Source organism: Aquabacterium sp. CECT 9606 (genome assembly GCF_918741295.1).
Taxonomy (GTDB): domain Bacteria; phylum Pseudomonadota; class Gammaproteobacteria; order Burkholderiales; family Burkholderiaceae_C; genus Aquabacterium.
The window spans coordinates 185,188-207,280 of record NZ_CAKKNB010000004.1; the positions used below are offsets into that span (position 1 = coordinate 185,188).

The 22,093-nt window shown below is 63.2% G+C and carries 22 protein-coding genes; 8 read left to right on the forward strand and 14 right to left on the reverse strand.

Annotation, left to right across the window (positions count from 1 at the left end; all coding sequences use genetic code 11):
* Positions 1–78 precede the first annotated feature (78 nt).
* From LQ232_RS18095 to urtA, 7 genes are all read right to left on the reverse strand, one after another.
* Positions 79–435, reverse strand: a complete 357-nt coding sequence (locus LQ232_RS18095) for a zinc ribbon domain-containing protein (RefSeq protein WP_230181790.1) — start codon at positions 433–435, stop codon at positions 79–81.
* Between the two features lie 27 nt (positions 436–462).
* Entirely contained in the window at positions 463–1,692 is a 1,230-nt protein-coding gene (gene fmdA / locus LQ232_RS18100; protein ID WP_230181791.1) for a formamidase, read from the reverse strand.
* Positions 1,693–1,709: 17 nt separating this feature from the next.
* Positions 1,710–2,399, reverse strand: a complete 690-nt coding sequence (gene urtE / locus LQ232_RS18105) for an urea ABC transporter ATP-binding subunit UrtE (RefSeq protein ID WP_230181792.1) — start codon at positions 2,397–2,399, stop codon at positions 1,710–1,712.
* A 26-nt stretch (positions 2,400–2,425) separates the two neighbouring features.
* Positions 2,426–3,169: an urea ABC transporter ATP-binding protein UrtD gene (gene urtD / locus LQ232_RS18110; protein WP_230181793.1), complete on the reverse strand. Its 744-nt coding sequence runs from the start codon at positions 3,167–3,169 to the stop codon at positions 2,426–2,428.
* Positions 3,170–3,192: 23 nt separating this feature from the next.
* Positions 3,193–4,410: an urea ABC transporter permease subunit UrtC gene (gene urtC / locus LQ232_RS18115; protein ID WP_230181794.1), complete on the reverse strand. Its 1,218-nt coding sequence runs from the start codon at positions 4,408–4,410 to the stop codon at positions 3,193–3,195.
* Between the two features lie 34 nt (positions 4,411–4,444).
* Positions 4,445–5,359, reverse strand: a complete 915-nt coding sequence (urtB, locus tag LQ232_RS18120; protein WP_230181795.1) for an urea ABC transporter permease subunit UrtB — start codon at positions 5,357–5,359, stop codon at positions 4,445–4,447.
* Between the two features lie 117 nt (positions 5,360–5,476).
* Positions 5,477–6,733: an urea ABC transporter substrate-binding protein gene (gene urtA, locus LQ232_RS18125; RefSeq protein ID WP_230181796.1), complete on the reverse strand. Its 1,257-nt coding sequence runs from the start codon at positions 6,731–6,733 to the stop codon at positions 5,477–5,479.
* Between the two features lie 201 nt (positions 6,734–6,934).
* On the opposite strand from urtA, the gene LQ232_RS18130 reads away from it, so the two are divergent.
* Together LQ232_RS18130 and LQ232_RS18135 are read left to right on the forward strand one after the other, a co-directional pair.
* On the forward strand, positions 6,935–10,402 hold the full coding sequence (locus LQ232_RS18130) for an ATP-binding protein (protein WP_230181797.1): 3,468 nt from the start codon (positions 6,935–6,937) through the stop codon (positions 10,400–10,402).
* Entirely contained in the window at positions 10,386–10,994 is a 609-nt protein-coding gene (locus LQ232_RS18135) for a DNA-binding response regulator (protein WP_230181798.1), read from the forward strand. The genes LQ232_RS18130 and LQ232_RS18135 overlap by 17 nt, the downstream gene beginning before the upstream one ends.
* Before the next feature lie 19 nt (positions 10,995–11,013).
* Here the strand turns inward: LQ232_RS18135 and LQ232_RS18140 are convergent, their stop codons facing one another.
* From LQ232_RS18140 to LQ232_RS18150, 3 genes are read right to left on the reverse strand one after another with little or no spacing between them, the layout of a single operon-like run.
* Positions 11,014–11,742: a flagellar basal body L-ring protein FlgH gene (locus LQ232_RS18140; RefSeq protein ID WP_230181799.1), complete on the reverse strand. Its 729-nt coding sequence runs from the start codon at positions 11,740–11,742 to the stop codon at positions 11,014–11,016.
* Between the two features lie 4 nt (positions 11,743–11,746).
* Entirely contained in the window at positions 11,747–12,307 is a 561-nt protein-coding gene (locus LQ232_RS18145) for a cell division protein FtsI (RefSeq protein WP_230181800.1), read from the reverse strand.
* 10 nt (positions 12,308–12,317) lie between these two features.
* Positions 12,318–12,791, reverse strand: a complete 474-nt coding sequence (locus LQ232_RS18150; RefSeq protein ID WP_230181801.1) for a hypothetical protein — start codon at positions 12,789–12,791, stop codon at positions 12,318–12,320.
* A 364-nt stretch (positions 12,792–13,155) separates the two neighbouring features.
* Here LQ232_RS18150 and LQ232_RS18155 point away from each other — a divergent pair, with 364 nt between their 5' ends.
* Together LQ232_RS18155 and LQ232_RS18160 are read left to right on the forward strand one after the other, a co-directional pair.
* Entirely contained in the window at positions 13,156–13,947 is a 792-nt protein-coding gene (locus LQ232_RS18155) for a response regulator (RefSeq protein ID WP_230181802.1), read from the forward strand.
* Positions 13,931–14,587, forward strand: a complete 657-nt coding sequence (locus tag LQ232_RS18160; RefSeq protein ID WP_230181803.1) for a HAMP domain-containing sensor histidine kinase — start codon at positions 13,931–13,933, stop codon at positions 14,585–14,587. The genes LQ232_RS18155 and LQ232_RS18160 overlap by 17 nt, the downstream gene beginning before the upstream one ends.
* On the opposite strand, the gene LQ232_RS18165 is transcribed toward LQ232_RS18160, so the two are convergent.
* Both LQ232_RS18165 and purN read right to left on the reverse strand, forming a co-directional pair.
* Positions 14,572–15,309, reverse strand: a complete 738-nt coding sequence (locus tag LQ232_RS18165; RefSeq protein ID WP_230181804.1) for a site-2 protease family protein — start codon at positions 15,307–15,309, stop codon at positions 14,572–14,574. The two genes, LQ232_RS18160 and LQ232_RS18165, sit on opposite strands and share 16 nt — an antisense overlap.
* Complete coding sequence (gene purN, locus LQ232_RS18170; protein ID WP_230181805.1) at positions 15,306–15,956, reverse strand: phosphoribosylglycinamide formyltransferase; 651 nt, start codon at positions 15,954–15,956, stop codon at positions 15,306–15,308. Before purN ends, LQ232_RS18165 begins: the two co-directional genes overlap by 4 nt.
* 92 nt (positions 15,957–16,048) lie before the next feature.
* Between purN and LQ232_RS18175 the strand changes: the two genes are divergently transcribed.
* Together LQ232_RS18175 and LQ232_RS18180 are read left to right on the forward strand one after the other, a co-directional pair.
* A complete protein-coding gene (locus LQ232_RS18175) occupies positions 16,049–17,356 on the forward strand; it encodes a tryptophan--tRNA ligase (protein WP_230181806.1) in 1,308 nt (435 codons plus the stop codon).
* A gap of 8 nt (positions 17,357–17,364) precedes the next feature.
* Positions 17,365–17,820, forward strand: a complete 456-nt coding sequence (locus LQ232_RS18180; protein WP_230181807.1) for a DUF3717 domain-containing protein — start codon at positions 17,365–17,367, stop codon at positions 17,818–17,820.
* Here the strand turns inward: LQ232_RS18180 and LQ232_RS18185 are convergent.
* On the reverse strand, positions 17,808–18,572 hold the full coding sequence (locus LQ232_RS18185) for a hypothetical protein (RefSeq protein ID WP_230181808.1): 765 nt from the start codon (positions 18,570–18,572) through the stop codon (positions 17,808–17,810). The genes LQ232_RS18180 and LQ232_RS18185 overlap by 13 nt on opposite strands.
* 235 nt (positions 18,573–18,807) lie before the next feature.
* Between LQ232_RS18185 and LQ232_RS18190 the strand changes: the two genes are divergently transcribed.
* Together LQ232_RS18190 and LQ232_RS18195 are read left to right on the forward strand one after the other, a co-directional pair.
* On the forward strand, positions 18,808–19,290 hold the full coding sequence (locus LQ232_RS18190; RefSeq protein ID WP_230181809.1) for a MarR family winged helix-turn-helix transcriptional regulator: 483 nt from the start codon (positions 18,808–18,810) through the stop codon (positions 19,288–19,290).
* Between the two features lie 17 nt (positions 19,291–19,307).
* The gene (locus LQ232_RS18195; RefSeq protein ID WP_230181810.1) at positions 19,308–21,113 is read left to right on the forward strand and encodes a glutamine--tRNA ligase/YqeY domain fusion protein; all 1,806 of its coding nucleotides are present in this window, start codon (positions 19,308–19,310) and stop codon (positions 21,111–21,113) included.
* Here LQ232_RS18195 and LQ232_RS18200 read toward each other — a convergent pair.
* On the reverse strand, positions 21,073–22,092 hold the full coding sequence (locus tag LQ232_RS18200) for an SdiA-regulated domain-containing protein (RefSeq protein WP_230181811.1): 1,020 nt from the start codon (positions 22,090–22,092) through the stop codon (positions 21,073–21,075). The genes LQ232_RS18195 and LQ232_RS18200 overlap by 41 nt on opposite strands.
* Position 22,093 lies beyond the last annotated feature (1 nt).

Here is a 22,093-nt window from a genome sequence, read left to right on the forward strand (position 1 = left end):
TGCTCGTCCCCGACCGCTTCCAACCACTTCACCTTCTTGCCAAGAATCACTCCAATGATGGCCAATGCGCCATTACTCTCAATGACTAATCATCCAAGGCCTCTTCGACGGAAACGCCTTGTTCCCATTCGCCGCCGTCACCGTCGCACTCCGGATCCCCTTGGAGGCCGTCGAGCAGCACCCGCACCCCGACGGGTGGCTCAACCTCCCATAGCTCCCATCCTTTGAAGAACGCGGCTCATGCCGCGCCTTCTCATTGCGGTCCATGGCCGTGCGCGTGTCACTGCTCACGCAGGCCAGCCGCGGTGCCGTCGCGAACACGCGGCCCGCCGCGCTCCCGCATTCCGGGCAGGCGCACGGCTCGTTGCGTTGCGAGACGCTGCGGATGGCATCGAAGCCACCGCAGTCCGGGCAGTCGTATTCATAGGTCGGCATGTGGTGGCTCCTGCTTCGATCGATCAATCAGAGGTCTTGCGAGATCGGCATGTCGATGCTGCCGTCCAGCATCTTGATGGGCCCGGCCGCGGTCGGGTTGATGTCGAACTCGAAGATCTCGGTCGGCAACCACAAGGTGGCGCACGCGTTCGGGATGTCGACCACGCCGCTGATGTGGCCCTGCACGGGGGCGGTGCCCAGGATCGAATAAGCCTGTGCCTTGCTGTAGCCGAACTTGGTCAGGTACTCGATGGCGTTCAGGCAGGCCTGGCGGTAGGCCACGTGCACGTCCAGGTAGTGCTGCTTGCCGTATTCGTCGACCGAGATGCCTTCAAAGATCAGGTAGTCCTTGTAGTTGGGCGTGATCGGGCTGGGCTTGAAGATGGGGTTCTTGATGCCGTACTTGGCCATGCCGCCCTTGATGACCGACACGCGCATGTGCACCCAGCCGGCCATCTCGATGGCGCCGCAGAAGGTGATCTCGCCATCGCCCTGGCTGAAGTGCAGGTCGCCCACGCTCAGGCCCGCGCCTTCCACGTACACGGGGAAGAAGACCTTGGAGCCGCGCGACAAGTCCTTGATGTCGCAGTTGCCGCCGTGTTCACGCGGGGGCACCGTGCGGGCGCCTTCGGCCGCGATCTTTTCCTTGGCCGCGCCCGTGGCCTTGCCGGCGTGGGTGGTGGCCCCGAAGGGCGGGTTGGCCAAGGGGGGCACGCGGTCGGGCTGGGTGGCGATGAAGTCCACTTCGCGCTCGTTCCAGGTGGCCAGCATCTTGGGGTCGGGCAGGCAGCCAATCAGGCCGGGGTGGATCAGGCCGGCAAACTCCACACCAGGGATGTGGCGGCTCTTGGTGAACATGCCATTGAAGTCCCAGATCGACTTCTGCGCCAGCGGGAAGTGCTCGGTCAAGAAACCGCCGCCGTTTTTCTTGCTGAAGAAGCCGTTGAAGCCCCACAGGCTGTCTTGCTTGGCACCGATGTCCAGCAGCTCCACCACCAGCAGGTCGCCCGGCTCGGCACCCTTCACGCCCACGGGGCCCGACAAAAAGTGCACCGTGGTCAGGTCCACGTCGCGCACGTCGTCGGCGCTGTCGTTGTTCTTGATGTAGCCGCCGGTCCAGTCGTAGGTTTCCAGCACGAAGTCGTCGCCGGGGTTCACCCAGCAGGCCATGGGGATGTCCGGGTGCCAGCGGTTGTGGATGTTCTCGTTGCTGTAGGGCGATTCGTTGAGGTCGACTTTGATGAGGGTTTCAGGCATGGCTTGGCTCCTTTGACTTACACAGAGAGGTATTGCTTGATGCGCGCGACGTCGGTGTCGGCGCGGTCGGTTTCATGGACCAGGCGGCCGCCTTCGATCACGAAGAGGCGGTCGGCCACGTCCAGCGCGAAGGACAGCACTTGCTCGGACACGATGATCGTGATGTCGCGCATCTTGCGGATCTCGTTCAGGGCCTTGGCGATGTCCTTGATGATGGAAGGCTGGATGCCCTCGGTGGGCTCGTCGAGCAGCAGCACCTTGGGGTTGGTGACCAGCGCGCGGGCGATGGCCAGTTGCTGCTGTTGCCCGCCCGACAGGTTGCCGCCCTTGCGCGCGCGCATGTCGAACAGCACGGGGAAGAGCGCGTAGATCTCATCGGGGATGCGCTTGTGCTTGGCGTTTTCCAGGCCGGTCTGGATGTTCTCTTCCACCGTCAGGGTGGGGAAGATCATGCGGCCCTGCGGCACATAGGCGATGCCCTTGGCCACGCGGCGGTAGCTCTCGTCCTTGGTGACATCAAGCCCGCCCACTTCGACCTTGCCCGACTTGGTGGGCAGCACGCCCATCAGGCTCTTGAACAGCGTGGTCTTGCCCATGCCGTTGCGGCCCATGATGGCCACGGTTTCCTTGGATTTGGCCTCGAACGAGATGCCGTGCAGCGCCTCGCTCTGACCGTATGCGACAAACAGATCGTTGACTGCCAACATGGTGTTGCTTTCCTTGGCTTGAAGGCTCAGTGGCCCAGATACACGTCGATGACCTTGGGATCGTTCTGGACCTTGTCCATCGACCCTTCCGCCAGGATCTTTCCCTGGTGCATCACGGTCACCTTGTCGGCGATGCGCTTGACGAAATCCATGTCGTGCTCGATCACGATGAGCGAGCGGTTCTTGGCGATGCGTTGCAGCAGCTCGGCGGTGAGCTCGCGCTCGCGCACGCTCATGCCGGCGATGGGCTCGTCCAGCATCAGCAGCTCGGGGTCTTGCATCAGCAACATGCCGATCTCCAGCCACTGCTTCTGGCCGTGGCTGAGCAGGCCGGATTCGGTGTGCAGCTGGTCGGCCAGGCCGATCTCTTCAGCCACCGATTGGATGCGGGCCTTGACCTCGTCGGTGCAGCTGAAAGACAGGGCGCCGAACACGCTGCGGCCTCGGGGAAACGACACCTCCAGGTTCTTGAAGACGCTGAGGTTTTCGTAGATGGAGGGCGTCTGGAACTTGCGGCCGATGCCAGCGCGCACGATCTTGTGCTCCTGCATCTTGGTCATCTCTTTGTTCTTGAACTTGATGCTGCCGGTGCTGGCCTTGGTCTTGCCGCAGATCAAATCAAGCAAGGTGGTCTTGCCGGCGCCGTTGGGGCCGATGATGACGCGCAGCTCACCGCGGTCCACGTACAAGGTCAGGGCATCGATGGCCTTGAATCCATCGAAGGACACGGTGAGGTCTTCAACCGCGAGGACGAAGTCAGTGTTGCTCATGATTCAGTCGTTCCTTGTGGCGGTCAGGCTTGCTGGTTGCTCATGCCGTTGGGCATCTGCGGTGTGGGCGGTGTGGGCGTGGTGGACTGGGGCACGGCTGCCACGGGCTTGGCATCGTCCGCATCGCGGGCCTTGCGGCGTGCCTTCTCTGCTGCCAGATCAACACGGCGCTTGGCGGCCCAGGGCTTGATCTTTTCTTCGTACAAACCAGCCAAGCCGTTGGGGAAGGCCATCACCACACCGATGAACAGCGCGGCCATCAGGAACAGCCACAGGTCAGGCGCCGTCTCCGAAAAGTACGTCTTGCCCGCGTTGACCAGCAAGGTGCCGTACACCGCGCCGACCAGGCTCATGCGCCCACCCACCGCGGCAAAGATCACCATCTCGATCGAGGGCACGATGCCCACGAAGGACGGCGACATGAAGCCCACTTGCAAGGCGAACATCGCGCCACCAATGCCCGAGATGCCGGCCGCCAGGCAGAAGGTGAAGACCTTGAACATCGACACGTCGTAGCCCGAGAAGCGAACGCGGTCTTCCTTGTCACGCATGGCCAGCAGCAGGGTGCCCAGTTTGCTGGTCTGCACCCATTTGCACAGCAGGATGCAGCCCAGCAGCAAGCCCGCGTTCACGAAGTACAAGATCAGCTTGGCGTGGTCGGTGCGGGTGTCCCAACCCAGCACGGTCTTCAGGTCGGTCATGCCGTTCACGCCACCGGTGTAGCCCTGCTGGCCAATGATCAGCACGGTCAGGATCAGTGCCACCGCCTGCGTGATGATGGCGAAGTACACGCCCCCCACGCGGCGCTTGAACATGGCGTAGCTGATGATGAAGGCCAGCAAGGTGGGCACCAGGATCACCGCGATCAAGGTGAGGGGCAGGCTTTGAAACGGCTTCCAGAACAGCGGCAGGGCCGTGATCTGGTTCCAGTCCATGAAGTCAGGGATGCCGGGGGTGGACTGGATCTTGGTGGTCACCGGGTCAGAGGCTTCCAGCTTCAGGAACATGGCCATGCAGTAACCACCCAGGCCGAAGAACACGCCCTGGCCCAGGCTCAAGGTGCCGCTCCAGCCCCACAGCATCACCAGGCCGATGGCCACGAAGCCGTAGGTCAGGTACTTGCCCACCAGGTTCAGGCGGAAGATGTCCATCGACAGCGGGAACACCACCAGGATCACCAGGGCCAGCAACAAGATGCTGCCCAGACTCGACGTTTTCAACCAGTTCAAAAGACTCTTCATGAGTAGCTACTCCGTGTATCAGTCAAGTCGGGATTCAGCGGCGCACCTTGGAGGCGAACAGGCCTTGCGGACGGATCATCAAGATCACCACGATCAGCGACAGCGTCAGCACCTTGGCCATGGAGCCAGTGATGAAGAACTCAGCGATGGACTGCGTTTGCGCGATGCCGAAGGCCGAGGCCACGGTGCCCAGCAAGCTGGCCGCGCCACCGAAGGTCACCACCAGGAAGGCGTCGACGATATAGAGCGAACCCGAGGTGGGGCCGGTGGAGCCAATGGTGGTGAAGGCCGCGCCCGCGATCCCGGCGATGCCGCAACCAATGGCGAAGGTGAGGCGGTCAGTGCGGCTGGTGTTGATGCCGATGGCGTTGGCCATCATGCGGTTGGAGACCGAGGCGCGAACACGCAGGCCCCAGCGTGATTTGTACAGCGCGAGCATCACGCCGGCGGTCACCAAAGCCGTCAGGCCCATCACGAACATGCCGTTGATGGGGATGTCCAGGCCTTCTTTGGGGGCCCATGAACCCATCAGCCATTCGGGCAGGGTGGGGCTCACTTCCTTGGGGCCGATGAAGGTGCGAAAGCATTGCTGCATGCCCAGGCTCAAGCCCCAGGTGGCGAGCAGGGTGTCCAGCGGGCGCTTGTACAGGTGGCGGATCAACGCCCACTCGGCCAGGTAGCCGACCACGAACGCGAAGATGAAGGCCAGGACGATGGCGCAGGGAAAGTAATAGGGAAGGAAGTTGGGGTACTTCGCTTCAACGTAGCTGGACACCATGTAGATGGTGTAAGCGCCGATGGTCATGAACTCGCCGTGCGCGAGGTTGATCACGCCCATCTGGCCAAAGATGATGGCCAGGCCCAGGCCCATGAGCAGCAGCACCGAGAACAGGCTCAAGCCTGCAAACCCCTGCATCACGCTGATGTTGAGTATTTCTGAAAGAGTCATGAGGTCCTCGCGCGCCAAAGTCACTGATCAAGCAAACACCGCGGATCCGGCTATGCCGGTCCGCTGGTGTTGCCCCCTTGAGGGGGCGGCCGAAGGCCGCAGGGGGTGGGCCTTCCTTTACTGGTAACCCTTGGGGAAAGGATTCGGTTCGATCAGGTCTTTGGACTCGGCCACCACCTTGAAGGTGCCGTCAGGCTGGCCTTGGGCGATGCGGGCCTTGCTCCACAAGTGATGGTTCTCGTGCAGCTTCACGTAGCCTTCAGGCGCGATCTTCAACTCGATGCCTGGCGAGGCGGCCACCACCTTGTCCACGTCGAAGCTGCCGGCCTTTTCAACCGCGGCTTTCCACAACCATGGGCCCAGGTAACCGGCTTGCGTCACGTCGCCGATCACCGATTTGGGGCCGTACTTGCCCTTGAACGCGGCAACGAACTTCTTGTTGTTGTCGTTGTCCAGGCTTTGGAAGTACTTCATCGACGAGTAGAAGCCGGCGAAGTTTTCGCCACCCACGCCGAGCATTTCGTCCTCGGTCACCGACAAGGTCAGCAGGAACTGCTTGGCGCCCGTGATGCCGGCGGCCTTGAGCTGCTTGTAGAAGGCCACGTTGGAGCCACCCACCACGGCCGCGAAGATGCAATCGGGCTTGGCCACCTTGATCTTGTTGATCAGGGAGTTGAAGTTGGTGTTGCCCAGTGGGTAGTACTCTTCACCCACGACCTTGCCCAGCTTGCCCACCGATTCGATGTGCTTGCGCGCGATCTTCATCGAGGTGCGGGGCCAGATGTAGTCAGAGCCCACCAGGAAGAAGGTTTTGGCCTTCTTCTCTTTCGAGGCCCAGTCCAGGCCCCAGATGATTTGCTGCGTGGCTTCCTGGCCGGTGTAGATCACGTTCTTGGACTGCTCCAGGCCTTCGTAGAAGGTGGGGTAGTACAGCAGGCCGTTTTCCTTTTCAAAGACGGGCAGCACGGCCTTGCGCGAGGCCGATGTCCAGCAGCCGAACACGGCAGCGACGTGGTCGTTGACCAGCAGCTTTTTGGACTTCTCGGCAAACGTGGGCCAGTCGGAGGCGCCGTCTTCCTTGATGACCTTGATCTTGCGGCCCAGGATGCCGCCCATGGCGTTGATCTGGTCGATGGCCAACTGCTCGGCCTGGATCGAGCCGGTTTCCGAAATGGCCATGGTGCCGGTGGCGGAGTGCAACTGGCCCACGGTGACTTCGGTGTCGGTCACGGCCAGCTTGGTCGTGTTGACGGCGGCGGTGGCGGGGGCGGCTCCGTAGCTCAGCCCCGTCATGCCCACGAGGGGAAGGGCACCGATGCCTTGCAACAGGCGGCGGCGGTTTTGCTGATTGGAATCGTCACGGTCATTCGACATGGAAAAGCTCCTTGCACACAAAAAGGGACTACAGATGCCACGCCTTGGTGCATGCATGATTTCGTGCATGCACTGTTGGTGTGACCATGTCCATCACAGTAAGCAAGAGCCAGGCTTCCTTGAATACGTCATTCAACGTAGGTGAGGCGGTGGATCGCTTCTTGCAATTGCCATAGAGTCTTCATTCCACGGAGCCAGTCTGTGTCCGTTGCCCGGCAGAAGATCTTTCGCATCCGTCGTGACTACAACTCCTGGGTGGCCAACGAAACCCTGGAGGACTACGCGCTTCGCTACACGCCACGCACCTTCCGCAAGTGGTCGGAGTTCCGCGTGGCCAACACGGCGTTCGGCGCGGTGTCCTTTTTGGCGCTGGAGGCCATTGGCGGCGCCATTGCGCTGAACTACGGCTTCTCGAACATGCTGTGGGCCACGCTGGTGGTGGGCTTGATCATCTTCATGACAGGCCTGCCCATCAGCTACTACGCGGCCAAGTACGGGGTTGACCTGGACTTGCTCACGCGCGGCGCGGGCTTTGGCTACCTGGGCTCCACGCTCACCTCGCTGATCTACGCCAGCTTCACTTTCATCTTCTTTGCGCTGGAGGCGGCCATCATGGCGCTCGCCTTGCAGATGGTGTTCGACTGGTCATTGCCGGTGTGCTACCTGGCGTCGTCGCTGGTGATCGTGCCGCTGGTCACGCACGGCATCACGCTCATCTCGCGCCTACAGTTGTGGACGCAGCCCTTGTGGGCACTGATGTTCGTGTGCCCCTTCGTGTTCGTGGCCATCAAGCGGCCCGAGGCCTATGTCGAGTTCACCGGCATGGTGGGGCGCAGCTCGGGCAGCAGCGATTTCAACCTGATGGCCTTTGGCATGGCGGCCACGGTGGTGTTCTCGCTGATCGTGCAGGTGGGTGAGCAGGTCGACTTTCTGCGCTTCTTGCCTGAGAAAACCAAAGAGAACCGCGTGCGCTGGTGGACGGCGGTGTTGGTGGCGGGGCCGGGCTGGATCGTGCCGGGCATGCTCAAGATGGTGGGCGGGGGCTTTCTTGCCTTTCTGGCCCTGCAGCACAACGTTCCAGCCGACAAGGCCATGGAGCCCACGCAGATGTACCTGGCCGGGTTCGGCGAGGTCTTCACCTCGCCCACCTGGGCACTGGGCACGATGGTGTTGTTCGTCATCGTCTCGCAGGTCAAGATCAACGTCACCAATGCCTATGCGGGTTCGCTGGCCTGGTCCAACTTCTTCGCGCGGCTCACGCACAGCCACCCCGGGCGCGTGGTGTGGCTGGTGTTCAATGTGTTGATCGCCGTCATGCTGATGACGCTGGGCGTGTTCGGCGCACTGGAGCGTGTGCTGGGCTTGTATGGCAACGTGGCCATTGGCTGGGTGGGCGCGCTGGTGGCTGATCTGGTCATCAACAAGCCGCTGGGCTGGAGCCCAAAACACATCGAGTTCAAGCGCGCCTATTTGTATGACCTGAACCCCGTGGGTTTGGGGGCCACTTTGCTGGCCACGGTGATGGCCTTCGCGGCGCACGCGGGCATGTTCGGCGCGCTGGCGCAGGCGGGCTCGCCTTTCATCGCCTTGACCACCGCGCTGATCGCCTCGCCTTTGCTGGCCTGGACCACCCAGGGCCGCTATTACCTGGCGCGGCCCAACAAGACGCCTTGGGCACCGGGCCAGATGGTGGCCTGCTCGGTGTGCGAGAACCAGTTCGAGTCAGAAGACATGGCGACGTGCCCGGCTTACGACGCGCCCATCTGCTCCTTGTGCTGCACCCTGGAGTCACGCTGCCATGACCGCTGCAAGAGCCGGTCGCGCGCGGCCGAGCAGGTGTCTGATGCACTCACCGCGGTGCTGCCACTGCAACTGTCCAGCCGCATCAATTTCCGGGTGGGGCACTACCTGGTCGTCTTCTTGTCACTGGCCGCCGTGTTGGCGATGGTGCTGGGCGTGGTCTATTACCAGGAGGGCGTGGTCAACCACGTGGTGGATGCCGTGAACGGCCCGGCCGTGGCCATGCTCGAAGGCCCTTTCATCAAGGCCTATGCCTTGCTGCTGCTGGCGGCCGCCGTGTGTTCATGGTGGGTGGTGCTGGCCTCGGAAAGCCGGCGCCTGGCGCAAGACGAAAGCAACCGTCACAACCAGTTGCTGCAGCTGGAGATCGACGCCCACCGCCGCACCGATGCCGCCTTGCAAGCCGCCAAGGACCTGGCCGAGGCCGCCAACCAGGCCAAGACGCGCTACGTGGCCGGCATGACGCACGAGTTGCGCACGCCGCTCAACAGCATCATGGGTTACGCGCAGATATTGCTGAAGGATGAGCCGCGACAGGGCTCGGGCCGCGAAGCCCTCAACACCATCCAGCGCAGTGGCGAACACCTGATGGGCCTGATCGACGGGCTGCTGGACCTGGCCCGCATCGAGGCCGGCCGTTTGCGGCTGGACCCGGTGCCCCTGCCCCTGCGCGAGTTCCTGGACGATGTGGTGCGCATGGTGCAGACGCAGACCCAGGCCAAGGGCCTGGACTTCGCGCTGGAGACCCGTGGCCGCGTGCCTGCATGGGTGTATGCCGATGCCAAGCGCCTGCGCCAGATCTTGCTGAACCTGTTGAGCAACGCCGCGCGCTTCACCTACAAAGGCCGCATCACGCTGCTGGTGGACGCGCGCCGCGAGGTGCTGCGCTTTGAAGTGATCGACACCGGCATTGGCATCGCGCCCCAAGACCTGGACCGCATCTTCCTGCCGTTTGAGCGTGGCAGTGCGGGCCGCCGCAGCAGCGAGCCGGGCACGGGCCTGGGCCTGACCATCACCCACCTGCTGACCGAGCTGATGGGGGGCGAGTTGAGTGTGAAGAGCGAGCTGGGGCAGGGCAGCACCTTCACCGTGCGCATGTACCTGCGCGAGATTGCCGAGCCCGCCATGCCGCCGCAATCGGCCCTGGCCGCCAGGCCACGCCATTTGCCGATCACGGCCTACGACGGCGCGCGCCGCACCTTGCTGGTGGTGGACGATCAACCCATCCAGCGGCAGATGCTGGCGGGCATGCTGCTGCCCTTGGGCTTCATTTTGCGCGAGGCGGCCAGCGGCCTGGAGTGCCTTGAAAGCGTGCGGGAAGCTTGCCCCGACGCGGTGTTGCTGGACATCACCATGGACGATGTCGATGGCTGGCAAGTGGCCCGCCAGATCCGCGCGGCTGGCTTCACCGAGGTGCCCATCATCATGGTGTCGGCCAATGTGTTCGAGAACCGGCCCGAGAACCTGCAAGCCGCGCAATGCCAGGCCTTTGTGGCCAAGCCGGTGATTGAGTCTGAACTGCTGGACACCTTGGGCGAGCATCTCCACATCGAGTGGAGTGCCGAGCCGGCCGCTTTGCCCTTGCACCTGCTGGGCCAGCGCCACAACGAGGCCGAGGCCATTGGTGCCCCGCGCCTGACGGCCAGCGACCTGCCCCTGGAGGTGGTGGAAGAGCTGTGCCGCCTGGCCCGCATTGGCCACCTGCGCGCGCTTCGTGAAAAGCTGACGCAGTTGGCCGAGCGCTATCCGCAATGGCAAAGCGAGTGGGTCAACCTGTCCCACCTGGCCGACCAATTCGAGTTCGACACCTTGATCGAGCGTTTGAACCCCGTGATCTCTGAGGATGCTTTGGATGAGCCCCAAGCCTGAACCCCACCTGGGCACCGTGCTGGTGGTGGACGATGCCGTCGACACCTTGCGCATGCTGTGCGATGCGCTGGCCAACGAGGGCTACACCGTGCTGGTGGCCCGCGATGGCCAGCAGGCGCTGGACCGCCTGTCGCTGATCCTGCCCGATGCCATCCTGCTGGACGCGGTGATGCCGGGCCTGTCGGGCTTTGACACTTGCCGTCGGATCAAGGCCCACGAGGTCTGGTGCAAGATCCCGGTGATCTTCATGACCGGCCTGTCTGAGACCGCCGACGTGGTGGCGGGGTTTGACGCCGGTGGCGTGGACTACGTGGTCAAGCCTGTGCGCATCGAAGAGGTGTTGGCCCGCCTGGCCACGCACCTGCGCAACGCCTGGGGCACGCGCCCGCGACTGGACCTGGCCGCGCTAACCCCGCGCGAAACCGAGGTGTTGTCCTGGCTGGCCAAGGGCAAGACCAACCGCGACATCGCCGAGATCCTGGGCCTGAGCCACCGCACGGTGAACAAGCACCTGGAGCACATCTTTGAAAAGCTGGGGGTGGAGACGCGCGCGGCCGCGGCGGCCTTGGCCAGCCGCGCGGTGCTGGCCTGATCCACGCGCCCATCCACCATCACCAGATCACCAGGTTGTTGGTGAGGAAGCGCTGCAGCCAATTGCGTGAGCCGGCATCCGACACGTCACCCTGGCCGCCCACCTCGAAGCGCGCGTTCAGCACGTCTTCGGAGGCGACGATGTTGCCCGCCTTGACGGTTTTGGGGTTGACCACGCCATGGAAGCGCAGGTTGCTGGTGCCGCCATTGAGGGTGATGCTGCGCTCGCCTGCCACCAACAGGTGCCCGTTGGGCAGCACGTTGATGACCGATGCCGTGAGCAGTGCATTGAAGGTGCCGGCGTTGTCGGTCGTGCCCTTGCCCTTGTAGGCGTCGCTGCCGGCCGCGCTGGCGTCCACGTTCAACACCCGGTCGATGAAGCCGCCATTGGGGTTCGCGGTGCCGGGCCCCTTGGTGCTGACCTTGTTCTCGCGGCTGGTGCTGGTGTTGACCTTGCTCGTCGCTGCGAATTTTTCAGCGATGTCGATTTTCAAGGTGTCGCCGACGTACCGGGGTTTTCGGTCGCCCGAGAAGAGCGATGTGGCGTCCATGCCCGCCTGGAACAAAGATCCGGTATTGATCTTCTCGATGTAGGCAGGTGTTTCCTGGGGCGCTGTCGACATGGGCAAGTTGGCAAATGGCGACGTCGAACTGCAGCCGAGCAAGGTATTCAGACAGGGCAGGGCCACGGCGCAGACGGTGATCCGGCGCCGAATCGACATTTGGGAGGTATTGAATTTCATATTCATGGTGTTATTCCTTGATATTCTCGTCGCCCGTGATCAGGGCCTGCACCACCGGGGCCAGTTTGGCGCGGGTGCTGGCCCATTTTCCAATCCCGAATGGGCCGCCGGGGTCATAATGGCTGCTGGCCAATATCTGTTCGCTGCCATTCCACAAGGTCAGGGTGGCTTGCTGGATATAAGGTTTGTAATCGCCCCCCAAGGGTGGAATATCCAAACCCGTGTAGGCGCTGTACCGAAGCCAGAATTTGCACAGGCCGGTGGCCGACCGTGTCTCATATACCCGGCTTTCCACGCGCTGGGCTTTGAGTTCAATCTGCAGCGCCGGCAAGATGTCGGGCACCTGGGTGTTGGGGTTGAACTCGATGCACACGCTGCGCACTGGCGGGTGCAGGTGGTAGACCGTGTTGATGGCCTTGCCAGGCGCCGCCGTGCTCACAGCAGCGGTGACCGTGGCGCCCGAAGCCTTGGCCAGCTCCCACAGCGGATGGGGGCTGAACACCGAGCAGGCCGTGAGCAGCGGCGACGACAGCGTCAAGGCTGCCAGGATGGACAAGGGGCGGGCGTACATGTTCGGCGCCTCAGACGATCTTGTTGAAGGCCGTGACGCCGGCGATGACGGCGTGCCCCACGTAGCTCTCGGCCGAGTCAATGGCGCTGCTCACGGCGTCCGCCACGGTGGAGGCGCCTTCCGAGATGGCTTCGCCCGCCTCTGACAACTCTTTGCCGATGTAGCGCGCGGCGGCCTTGACCTCATTGACGCCGTCCTGCGCGGCGTCTTCCACCGTGTCGATGGCTTTGCTCACGAAGGAGGTGGTGGCGTGCAGGGCGGAGTCGGCCGCGTGGTAGGCATCGCGGGACACCTTGGCCAGTTCCGAGAGCCCTTCCTGGCTGATGGCGCACACGGCGCTGGCGGTCGGTGCGCTGGCCGCTGCGGCTGCCGACAGGGCACTGGACATCATCGGACCAAACGAGCTTGAATCACCGGTTTTGCTGGCGGCGTTGACCGTGGAGGCGGCGCTGGGGCGCACCGAATAATTGCTGATGCCATTCATTTCAAAACTCCGATAGGTGGATGAGGTGAATGAATGCTAGGTGCCGAAATAATCCCCGTTCTTTCAATCTGGCCTCGGAAACGGCGGTATTTGGCCGCCGCCTTACCGTGGTGCTACACCCATATCACAAACCACTCATAAATAGAGGCCAACCTCATGCGCGCCTCACCTCGCGTCACAATGTGATGATTTTGTGTTGAAGTTGAAATGTGGGTTCAGATCAATTTTGTGAAGTTGGGTTCGCTTTCGAAAAGTTATGTTAAATCGGGTAAGCGGCCGGTGCGCTCATTCAATATGGGTAAACTGTGTTTTTCCCTGGCGTGAAAATGTCATGAACCACATTGGCCAATAAAGACCTCCCGCCATGACCTTATGGGCAGATCAAGGCGCCGACCCCATCTCTAGGATGCGGTTTCCTTCCCAACGCAGTACCACGATGGACAACGATCGGCCTTATCACTTGTACCTTGTGGAAGACGATCTGGCGCTGCAGGACATGCTGTCCAGTTACCTGGGCAAGCAAGGTTTCGCCGTCACAACCATGACGAAGGCCGAAGAAATGCTGCAGCGCGTGTCCGAGACGCGCCCCGACCTGATCCTGATGGACATCGGCCTGCCAGGCCTGGACGGGCTGGACGCTTGCCGACGCCTGCGGGCCGGTGGTCACGACATGCCCGTGATGTTGGTCACCGCGCGCAATGATGAAATCGACCGCGTGCTGGGCCTGGAAATGGGCGCCGACGACTACCTCAGCAAACCTTTTTCGACCCGCGAGTTGCTGGCCCGCGTGCGCGCCCTGTTGCGCCGGACAGCCCGGCAGGGGCCCGTGAACGGGGGCTCCACCATCGATCCCGATGCCACCGTGCGCATTGGCGAACACAGCTTTGTGGCCGCCTCACGCAGCCTGCAGCGCCATGGCGAGATGCGCATCCTCAGCACTGTCGAGTACGCCATCCTGGCCGAATTGGTGCTCAATCCCCACGCCGCCATCACCCGTGAACGCCTGCTGCAGGTGTCGCATCCGAAGACAGGCGACGTGACCTTGCGTTCGGTTGACGCGTCCATCGTGCGTTTGCGCAAAACGCTGGAGCCCGAGCCTTCGCGCCCGCGCTACATCCAGACGGTCAGGGGCCACGGCTATGTCTTCGTCCCTTAAGGCCGACATGCCCGCTGGCATCAAGCTGCTGGCCGGCATCGCCCACGACCTGCGCACGCCGCTGGCGCGCCTGCGCCTGCGTGCCGAGCTGGACTGCCCCGAAGAAGTCTCTCGCGCCATGGAGGAGGACTTCCAGACGGTCACGCACCTCATCGACCAGATTCTGGGCTACGCGCAGGGCTGCATCGCGCCATCGTCCCAGGGCTTCGGTTCCTTGCATGAACTGGTGCGCCGTGGGGTGTCGTCGTACCGACAGGTTCAGTCCGATGTCGGCCTGGGGCCTTTGGAAGCCCGTGATGTGGTCGTGCCCTGCTTGCCCCTGCAGCGGGTGCTGGCCAATCTGGTTGACAACGCGCTGGCCCACGGCGCGGCGCCGGTTTGGGTCGAAGTGCAGGCTGATGCGGCAGGCGTGGCGCTGCTGGTTTTCGACCATGGGCCGGGTCTTTCGCATGAACAACTGCTCAAGGCCACTCAGCCTTTCGTTCAGCTTGGCATGCAGGCCTCACCCACGCAGACGCTCAGGCGATGTGGGCTGGGCTTGGCCATCGTGGCCCAGATCGCCCAACAGCTGGGGGGCAGCGTGGTTCTCAAGCCGTTCAACGGCACCCGCTCGGGCATCGGGGTTCACATCCCGGGGTGAACCTGGCCCATCTTCAGCAACTCATGCACGTCATGCGTCATCACGGCCAGGAACACCAGCAGGCCCAGGTAGGCCGTGCCATAGACCCAGCGCGTCTGCGGTGAGGCGCGGTAGTAGTCGGCGTGGACGGGGTCTTCAGCCTTGAACTTCCAGGCCTTGAACACTTGCGGTGCCGCCAGCAAGGCCACGATCAGCAGCACCGGGTTGGGGTTCAGCCAGAACAGGCCGACCAGGATGGGCGCGCCCAGCAACCACAGCTTGGGCGACAACACAGCCGTGATGCGCCCACCATCCAGCGGCGACAGCGGGATCAGGTTGAACAGGTTCAAGAAGAAGCCCGCGTAGGACACCGCCAGCAGCCACATCAACGCCGGCCCACCATCGCGTGCCACGGCATAGCAGGCCAGGGCGCCCAGGCTGCCGATCAAGGGGCCGCCCAGGCCCACATACGCCTCGGTCTCGGCGTTGTGTGGCATGTCTTTCATCTCGATCCACGCGCCCAGAAAAGGGATGAAGGTGGGCGCGCCGACCTTCAAGCCGCGTTGGCGCGCAGCGATGAAATGACCCATCTCGTGTACGAACAGCAGGCCCACAAAGCCGACGGCATAGCGCCAGCCGTAGATCCAGGCGTACACCCCCACCGACAGCAGCATGGTGCCGCCCGTGATCAACAGCTTGCTGAACTTCAGCGCGCCGAACAGCAGCAGCAACCACTTGATCATGGCGAGGTGGTTGTCGCGGCAGCCACCACCAGTTGCGCTTCGCCCTCGGTCTGCACCACCTGGTGGCCATCGACCTTCAAGCGGCCTTCCACGAACCAGCGCACGGCGCGTGGGTAGACCGCGTGCTCCTGCTTGAGCACCCGCGCCGACAAGCTCTCGGGCGTGTCGCCAACCAGCACGGGCACCGCAGCTTGCGCCACGATGGGGCCGTGGTCCAGCTCCGGCGTCACGAAATGCACCGTGGCACCGGCCAGCTTGCAGCCCGCCTCAATGGCGCGCTGGTGCGTGTGCAAGCCCGGAAACGCTGGCAACAGCGAGGGGTGGATGTTCAGCATGCGCCCCTCGAAGTGCCGCACAAAGCCCTCGGTCAGGATGCGCATGAAACCGGCCAGCACCACCAGGTCGGGTGCGAAGCCATCGATGGTGCGTGCCAGCTCGGCGTCAAAGGCCTCGCGGGTGTCGAACTGGCGGTGGTCCACCGACGCCGTGGCAATGCCCCGGTCGGCCGCGAAGCGCAGGCCCGTGGCCTCGGCTTTGTTGCTGATCACGGCGGCAATGCGCGCCGACCAGTGCTCCGAGGCACAGGCCTCGACGATGGCTTCCATGTTGGAGCCGCGTCCGGAAATCAGGATGACGATGTTTTTCATGCGGCGTAGAGTGTAGCGGGGGCGCTTGGAAGAGGGGCCTTCTACAATGCGCCTCTTTCCTGCCACCACGCAACCGCCCACCCGAGCCAGCCATGACCGAACGCGTTCTCACCGGCATCACGACCACCGGCACCCCGCACCTTGGCAACTACGTCGGGGCCATCCGACCGGCCATTGCGGCCAGCCGTGAGGCCGGCGTTGAAAGCTTTTTCTTCCTGGCCGATTACCACGCGCTGATCAAGTGCGACGACCCGGCCCGCATCGAGCGCTCGCGCATCGAAATCGCGGCCAGCTGGCTGGCGGCCGGCCTGGACCCGGAGCGCGTTACCTTTTACCGCCAGAGCGACATCCCCGAAACGACTGAACTGACCTGGCTGCTGACCTGCGTGACCGCCAAGGGCCAGATGAACCGCGCCCACGCCTACAAGGCATCGGTCGATGCCAACGAAGCCGCGGGCGAGGAGCCCGATGCCGGCATCACCATGGGCCTGTTCAGCTACCCCATCCTGATGGCGGCCGACATCTTGCTGTTCAACGCCCACCGCGTGCCCGTGGGCCGCGACCAGGTGCAGCACATCGAGATGGCCCGCGACGTGGCCCAGCGTTTCAACCATGTCTTTGGGGCCGGCAAGGACTTGTTCGTGCTGCCGCAAGCCGAGATCGAAGAGACCGTGGCCACCTTGCCTGGCCTGGATGGCCGCAAGATGTCCAAGAGCTACGACAACACCGTGCCCTTGTTCCAGGGTGGTCCCAAGGCTTTGAAGGACGCGGTTGCGCGCATCGTCACCGATTCCCGATTGCCTGGCGAGCCGAAAGACCCCGAGGGTGCGCACCTGGTGACCATCCACGATGCCTTCGCCAATGATGCACAACGTGCCAGCTTCCACGCCGACCTGCGCGCTGGCCTGGCTTGGGGCGAGGCCAAGCAGCGCGTGGTCGATCTGATCGAAGCCCATGTGGGCCCCATGCGCGAGAAGTACGAGCACTTGATGGCTCACCCCGAGCAGATCGAAGAGATTTTGTTGCTGGGTGCCCGCAAGGCCCGCGCCGTGGCCACACCCTTCCTCGCCGAGTTGCGCAATGCGGTGGGCCTGCGCAAGATGGTGGCCGTGGCGGCCCCCAAAGCCCAGGCCGCCCAGGCCAGCAAAGCGGCCGTGCCGGTGTTCAAGCAATACCGCGAGGCCGATGGCCAGTTCTACTTCAAGCTCACCACGGCCGATGGCGGCGTGCTGCTGCAAAGCCAGGCCTTTGCCGAGGGGCGCGAAGCAGGCACTTGGGTCAAGCGCTTCAAGCAGGAGGGCGTGCAGGCCTTGGCTGGCGCACCGGTGGCCCTGGCCGCTGGCGTGGCCCAGGCCGACGTTGAAGCCGCCTTGGCCGCACTGCTCGCGGCGCAGGAGTAAACGCCACCATGGCTGGCATCCACATCACGGACATCGAATCGGCGATCAACTGGTGGCGCGAGCGCAGCCCGTCCGTGGACGGCATCCAGTCATGTCCGCAAGTGGGTGCGCTGGCCGAGGTATACGCCTTGATGGTGTATTACCGCGAACCCTCGTGCGACGAAGCGACCATGCCCCCCAAGGCCAAGCAGGCCTGGCTGGCATGGTACGAAACCACGCCCGACACGCCCTGCATCGCCATCTGCTCGACCAGCCAGGGCGATGACATCTGCAAAGGCTGTGGCCGCACCTTTGACGAGGTGCAGTTGTGGCCCGAGATGACCCCCGGTGAAAAACGCGGCACCTGGCGCCGCATCACCATGGAATCCAGCGCCTGGCGTTTCAACCGCTATTCAGAGCGGGCCCGCGAAGGGGTGGCGGTCTCGCCCGCACCAGCTGAAGATGGCAGTGGTCAGACGACCTGATTGACGCCGGCCCTGGCGCCTGCTTTCTTGGCCGGTTTGAAAACGGCCTTCCACAAGAAGGGCCAGATCGCCCACAAAAACATGCCCAGGTCGGCGCGGCCAATGCACGGCAGCTCGGTGCCGCGCTGCCAGTTCGGGTTGAGCTGTTCAAAGAAAGCCACGTCGGGCTCGCGCGCCCTCAGCGCGTCATCGATGCCGGCCACATCCTGCTTCAGGCAATTGGCGTTGTCGCCAAAATCCAGCGTCATCAACTCGCGGTCCAGCTTGCCGGGGAAGAGCGCATCGCAGTAGTTGATCACCAGCGCCTTCAGCCGTGGGTTGTCTTGCCCGCGCTTGGGGTAATGCTCTGGAAAGTTCTTGGACAGCAGCAGATAGGTCTTGTAGCCCTTGGAGATCAGCAGCCAGTATTGGCGCGAGAAAGGGCGCTTGAGGGCCTCGGTGAACAGTTTGAGCGCGAACGCGGTCTGCAGGCTGCGCGAGCCCCAGTAGGCCTTCTCGATGATGGTGTCACCGCTGAACAGGCCGCGCACGGTGCGCCCCTGGTGCTGGAACTCGTGGATGCCCAGCGTTGAAAAGCCCACGATCTCGTCGGTGGATTTCTTGCGGACCAGGAACACACCGTCCTTGCGGCTCAGGTCGCTCATGAAGGTGTCCATGGGTCCATTGGCGTAGTTGGCCGAGAAGATGGCGTGCATCCGCATGATGTCGAACACGCTGAGGGACCGTACTTTTTGGTAATGGGTGCTGAGCATTGAGGCCGATCTCGGGCAGCTTTGTGTGATGTTTTTCGCGCCCCGGCCATTGTGAGAAGCACCGTTTGCATCGCCTGCGAGGGCGAACCCTTGATTGGCCAAGCTACCCCCTTGCTTGAGGGGTGATCGTTTGAAACAAGCATCAATTCTCTCTAAGTGTTTGCGATGGCGATGTTTGAAATTGGTGTTTTGGCACTGCGACTAAAATCCGCCGCACAAGTTACCCAGGGCCCCAATGAACAAGAACGACGTTTCCATCGATGCATTTTTCAATCCCCAGGTGCCGGGCATTGACTACGGCGTGCTGGACTCCCTGGTGGGCTACGGGGTTCGCCGCGCGCAACTGGCCCTGAACGACCTGTTCATCCAGTCCCTCGCCCCGTGGAACATCACCCCGCCTCGGTTCTCGGCGCTGATCATCATTTCGCGCAACCCGGGCCTCAAGCTAACCCAGCTGGCCAAAGTGATGGGCATCGCCCGCTCCGGCGCGGTGATGTTGGTGGATGCCCTGGAGGATCTGGGCTATGTGGAGCGCCTGGATGTCCCCGAAGACCGCCGCGCCTTTGGCCTGGCCTTGACCGCGAAAGGGCAGACCGACCTGGTGGCGATCACCCAGGCCGTGGTGCAGCAAGACCAGTTGGCCGCGCGGCCACTGGGGGCGGCCGGCACCGGGCAGTTGCTGGCCATGCTGCAGCAACTGGCCAACCCGAACCGGTGAATGAATAGAATCGGGGGATGAACGCTCCCCTTGATGATTCGACCCCCCACAAACCCAGCAACTTCCTGCGCGGCATCATTGACCGCGACCTGGAGCAGGGCACGTATGCCAGCCGCCGATGGGCCGGCACACCCGGTGACGCCCAACACCAACTGAGCGGGCAACCCGATCCGGCCAAGGTCCGCACCCGTTTCCCGCCCGAGCCCAACGGCTACCTGCATGTGGGCCATGCCAAGAGCATCTGCCTGAATTTTGGCCTGGCACGCGATTACGGCGGCGTCTGCCACATGCGCTTCGACGACACCAACCCTGAAAAAGAAGAACAGGAATACGTCGACAGCATCCTGGACTCGGTCAAGTGGCTGGGCTTCGGCTGGCAATCGAACTTCAATGGCCAGCAGCAGGACCACCTCTACTACGCCAGCAATTACTTCGATTTCATGTACCGCGCGGCCGAAGCCCTGATCGGTGCTGGCCTGGCCTATGTGGACGAGCAGACCCCCGAAGAAATGCGCGCCAACCGCGGTGACTTCACCACGCCCGGCAAGGACAGCCCTTTCCGCTCGCGCACGCCCGAGCAGAACCTGGCCCGTTTCCGCGAAATGCGCGATGGCCAGCATGCCGACGGCAGCATGGTGCTGCGCGCCAAGATCGACATGGCCGCGCCGAACATCAACTTGCGCGACCCGGCCATCTACCGCATCCGCCGCGCCACCCACCACAACACGGGCGACAAGTGGTGCATCTACCCGATGTACACCTTCGCGCACCCGATCGAAGACGCCCTGGAGCAGATCACGCATTCGATCTGCACGTTGGAGTTTGAGGACCAGCGCCCCTTCTATGACTGGCTGCTCGACCGACTGGCCGAACTGGGCCTGCTGCAACAACCCACGCCCAAGCAGTACGAATTCGCGCGTCTGAACCTCACCTACGTCATCACCAGCAAGCGCAAGCTCAAGCAACTGGTGGACGAAGGCACGGTTGAAGGTTGGGACGACCCGCGCATGCCTACCATCGTTGGCCTGCGCCGCCGTGGCTACACGCCCGAGGCCATCCAGCTGTTCTGCGAACGCATTGGCGTGACCAAGGCCGACAGCTGGATCGACTACAGCACGCTGGACATCGCCTTGCGTGACGACCTGGAGAACAAGGCCCACCGTGGCATGGCCGTGCTCGATCCGGTCAAGCTGGTGCTGAACAACTGGGACGAGGTTTTTTCAAACGGCCACCTGGAGCCCTGCGCGCTGCCCGCCCTGCCGCACCCGCCCGAAGGCACTGAATCGCCAGTGCGCCACTTCACGCTGGGCAAGGAAGTGTGGATCGAGCGCGAGGACTTCGAGGAAGTGCCGCCCAAGGGCTACAAGCGCCTCTTCCCCGGCAACAAGGTGCGCCTGAAGGGCGGCTACGTGATCGAGTGCACCGGCTGCGCCAAAGACGCCGATGGCCGCGTGATCGAGGTTCACGCCACCGTGGTGCCCGACACCAAGAGTGGCACACCCGGCGCCGACAGCGTCAAGGTCAAGGCCGCCATCACCTGGGTTGGCGTGGCCGATGGCGTGGCCGCCGAGGTGCGCCTGTACGACCGCCTGTTCACCGATGCGCAACCGGATGCCGGTGGCAAGGACTTCCTGGCCAGCCTGAACCCCGACAGCAAGAAGGTCGTCACGGCCTTTGTGGAGCCTTCACTGGCCCAGGCCGCGCCTGACCAGAAGTTCCAGTTCGAGCGGCACGGCTATTTCGTGGCCGACCGCAAGGACCATGTGGCCGGCAAGCCCGTGTTCAACCGGGTGACGGGCTTGAAGGACAGCTGGGGCAAGTGAATAGTGGTTTGCGACGCGAGAGGACGCCCAGCAAACCCAGCCCCACCAGCGCGATGACGTAGGACTCGGGCTCGGGCACCGGCATGGCCGACAGCACGATCAGCTGCGACTGCGGATTGGCCGGGCCGAAACCGTCCTGGATCTGCTCGGCCACCAGGTAGATGGTGCCTTTCTCGTCCACGGTCACGCCTTCGATGCCGTTGTGGGGCAGCACGTTGGACAGGTCGAAGAAGCTCAGGACCTGGCCCTGGCGGTTCACCTCGACCAGCTTGCGCGAACCCAGGCTCAGCACCAGCAGATTGTCGGCTGCGGCGGTGCCGGCCAACGCGTCCACGGGCGACAGCGTCTGCACATCGGACAAGGTCGACAGGCCCATCAGCGTGGGATCGAACAAGGTCGTCGTGTTGGCCACGCCGCCCAGGTTGTTGCCGAAGGTCAATGTTCCGCTGCGGATGTCCTCGGGCACGTCCTGCTTGACCATCACGAAGCTGCCGTTGCGTGGGTCGTGGCTGATGCCTTCGAGGCCATCGTTGCCCACGTTGGCATTGCTGATGGACACGGACGCGTTGGCCAGGTTGGCGGTGCCATTGGCGGCGTAGGTGAAGCGGTAGGCGTCGTACAGGCGCTCTTCGCTCACCACCAGCACGCCGTTGCCCAGGTAGGTCAGGCCCTCGGTGTCGTGCTTGCTGCTGCCGGTGTTGGACCAGTTGAAGGCCATGGTGCCGAGCGTCTGGCCCGTGAGCGAGACCTCGACCACACCCGTGCCTTCGTCACCGACGTAGAACAGGGTGCCGCGGTCGCGCGCGTAGGTGACGGCCGAGGCTTCCAGGCCCGACACACCCGTGCTGGTGTTGCCCAGGATGTCGAGCCCATAGGTGCCCGTGACCTGGTAGTTGCCAAGGTTGATGGAACTGGCCGCATGCGCGCCCAGGCTGGCCAGCGCGGCCACGAGGGCCATCGTCAAGTGTTTGATCTTCATG

Bases quoted from the DNA above. Each gene is read 5' to 3' on its own strand.
- LQ232_RS18095 (WP_230181790.1), bottom strand. From the start codon at position 435: ATGCCGACCTATGAATACGACTGCCCGGACTGCGGTGGCTTCGATGCC.
- fmdA (WP_230181791.1), bottom strand. From the start codon at position 1,692: ATGCCTGAAACCCTCATCAAAGTCGACCTCAACGAATCGCCCTACAGC.
- urtE (WP_230181792.1), bottom strand. From the start codon at position 2,399: ATGTTGGCAGTCAACGATCTGTTTGTCGCATACGGTCAGAGCGAGGCG.
- urtD (WP_230181793.1), bottom strand. From the start codon at position 3,169: ATGAGCAACACTGACTTCGTCCTCGCGGTTGAAGACCTCACCGTGTCC.
- urtC (WP_230181794.1), bottom strand. From the start codon at position 4,410: ATGAAGAGTCTTTTGAACTGGTTGAAAACGTCGAGTCTGGGCAGCATC.
- urtB (WP_230181795.1), bottom strand. From the start codon at position 5,359: ATGACTCTTTCAGAAATACTCAACATCAGCGTGATGCAGGGGTTTGCA.
- urtA (WP_230181796.1), bottom strand. From the start codon at position 6,733: ATGTCGAATGACCGTGACGATTCCAATCAGCAAAACCGCCGCCGCCTG.
- LQ232_RS18135 (WP_230181798.1), top strand. From the start codon at position 10,386: ATGAGCCCCAAGCCTGAACCCCACCTGGGCACCGTGCTGGTGGTGGAC.
- LQ232_RS18140 (WP_230181799.1), bottom strand. From the start codon at position 11,742: ATGAATATGAAATTCAATACCTCCCAAATGTCGATTCGGCGCCGGATC.
- LQ232_RS18145 (WP_230181800.1), bottom strand. From the start codon at position 12,307: ATGTACGCCCGCCCCTTGTCCATCCTGGCAGCCTTGACGCTGTCGTCG.
- LQ232_RS18150 (WP_230181801.1), bottom strand. From the start codon at position 12,791: ATGAATGGCATCAGCAATTATTCGGTGCGCCCCAGCGCCGCCTCCACG.
- LQ232_RS18155 (WP_230181802.1), top strand. From the start codon at position 13,156: ATGACCTTATGGGCAGATCAAGGCGCCGACCCCATCTCTAGGATGCGG.
- LQ232_RS18160 (WP_230181803.1), top strand. From the start codon at position 13,931: ATGTCTTCGTCCCTTAAGGCCGACATGCCCGCTGGCATCAAGCTGCTG.
- LQ232_RS18165 (WP_230181804.1), bottom strand. From the start codon at position 15,309: ATGATCAAGTGGTTGCTGCTGCTGTTCGGCGCGCTGAAGTTCAGCAAG.
- purN (WP_230181805.1), bottom strand. From the start codon at position 15,956: ATGAAAAACATCGTCATCCTGATTTCCGGACGCGGCTCCAACATGGAA.
- LQ232_RS18175 (WP_230181806.1), top strand. From the start codon at position 16,049: ATGACCGAACGCGTTCTCACCGGCATCACGACCACCGGCACCCCGCAC.
- LQ232_RS18180 (WP_230181807.1), top strand. From the start codon at position 17,365: ATGGCTGGCATCCACATCACGGACATCGAATCGGCGATCAACTGGTGG.
- LQ232_RS18185 (WP_230181808.1), bottom strand. From the start codon at position 18,572: ATGCTCAGCACCCATTACCAAAAAGTACGGTCCCTCAGCGTGTTCGAC.
- LQ232_RS18190 (WP_230181809.1), top strand. From the start codon at position 18,808: ATGAACAAGAACGACGTTTCCATCGATGCATTTTTCAATCCCCAGGTG.
- LQ232_RS18195 (WP_230181810.1), top strand. From the start codon at position 19,308: ATGAACGCTCCCCTTGATGATTCGACCCCCCACAAACCCAGCAACTTC.
- LQ232_RS18200 (WP_230181811.1), bottom strand. From the start codon at position 22,092: ATGAAGATCAAACACTTGACGATGGCCCTCGTGGCCGCGCTGGCCAGC.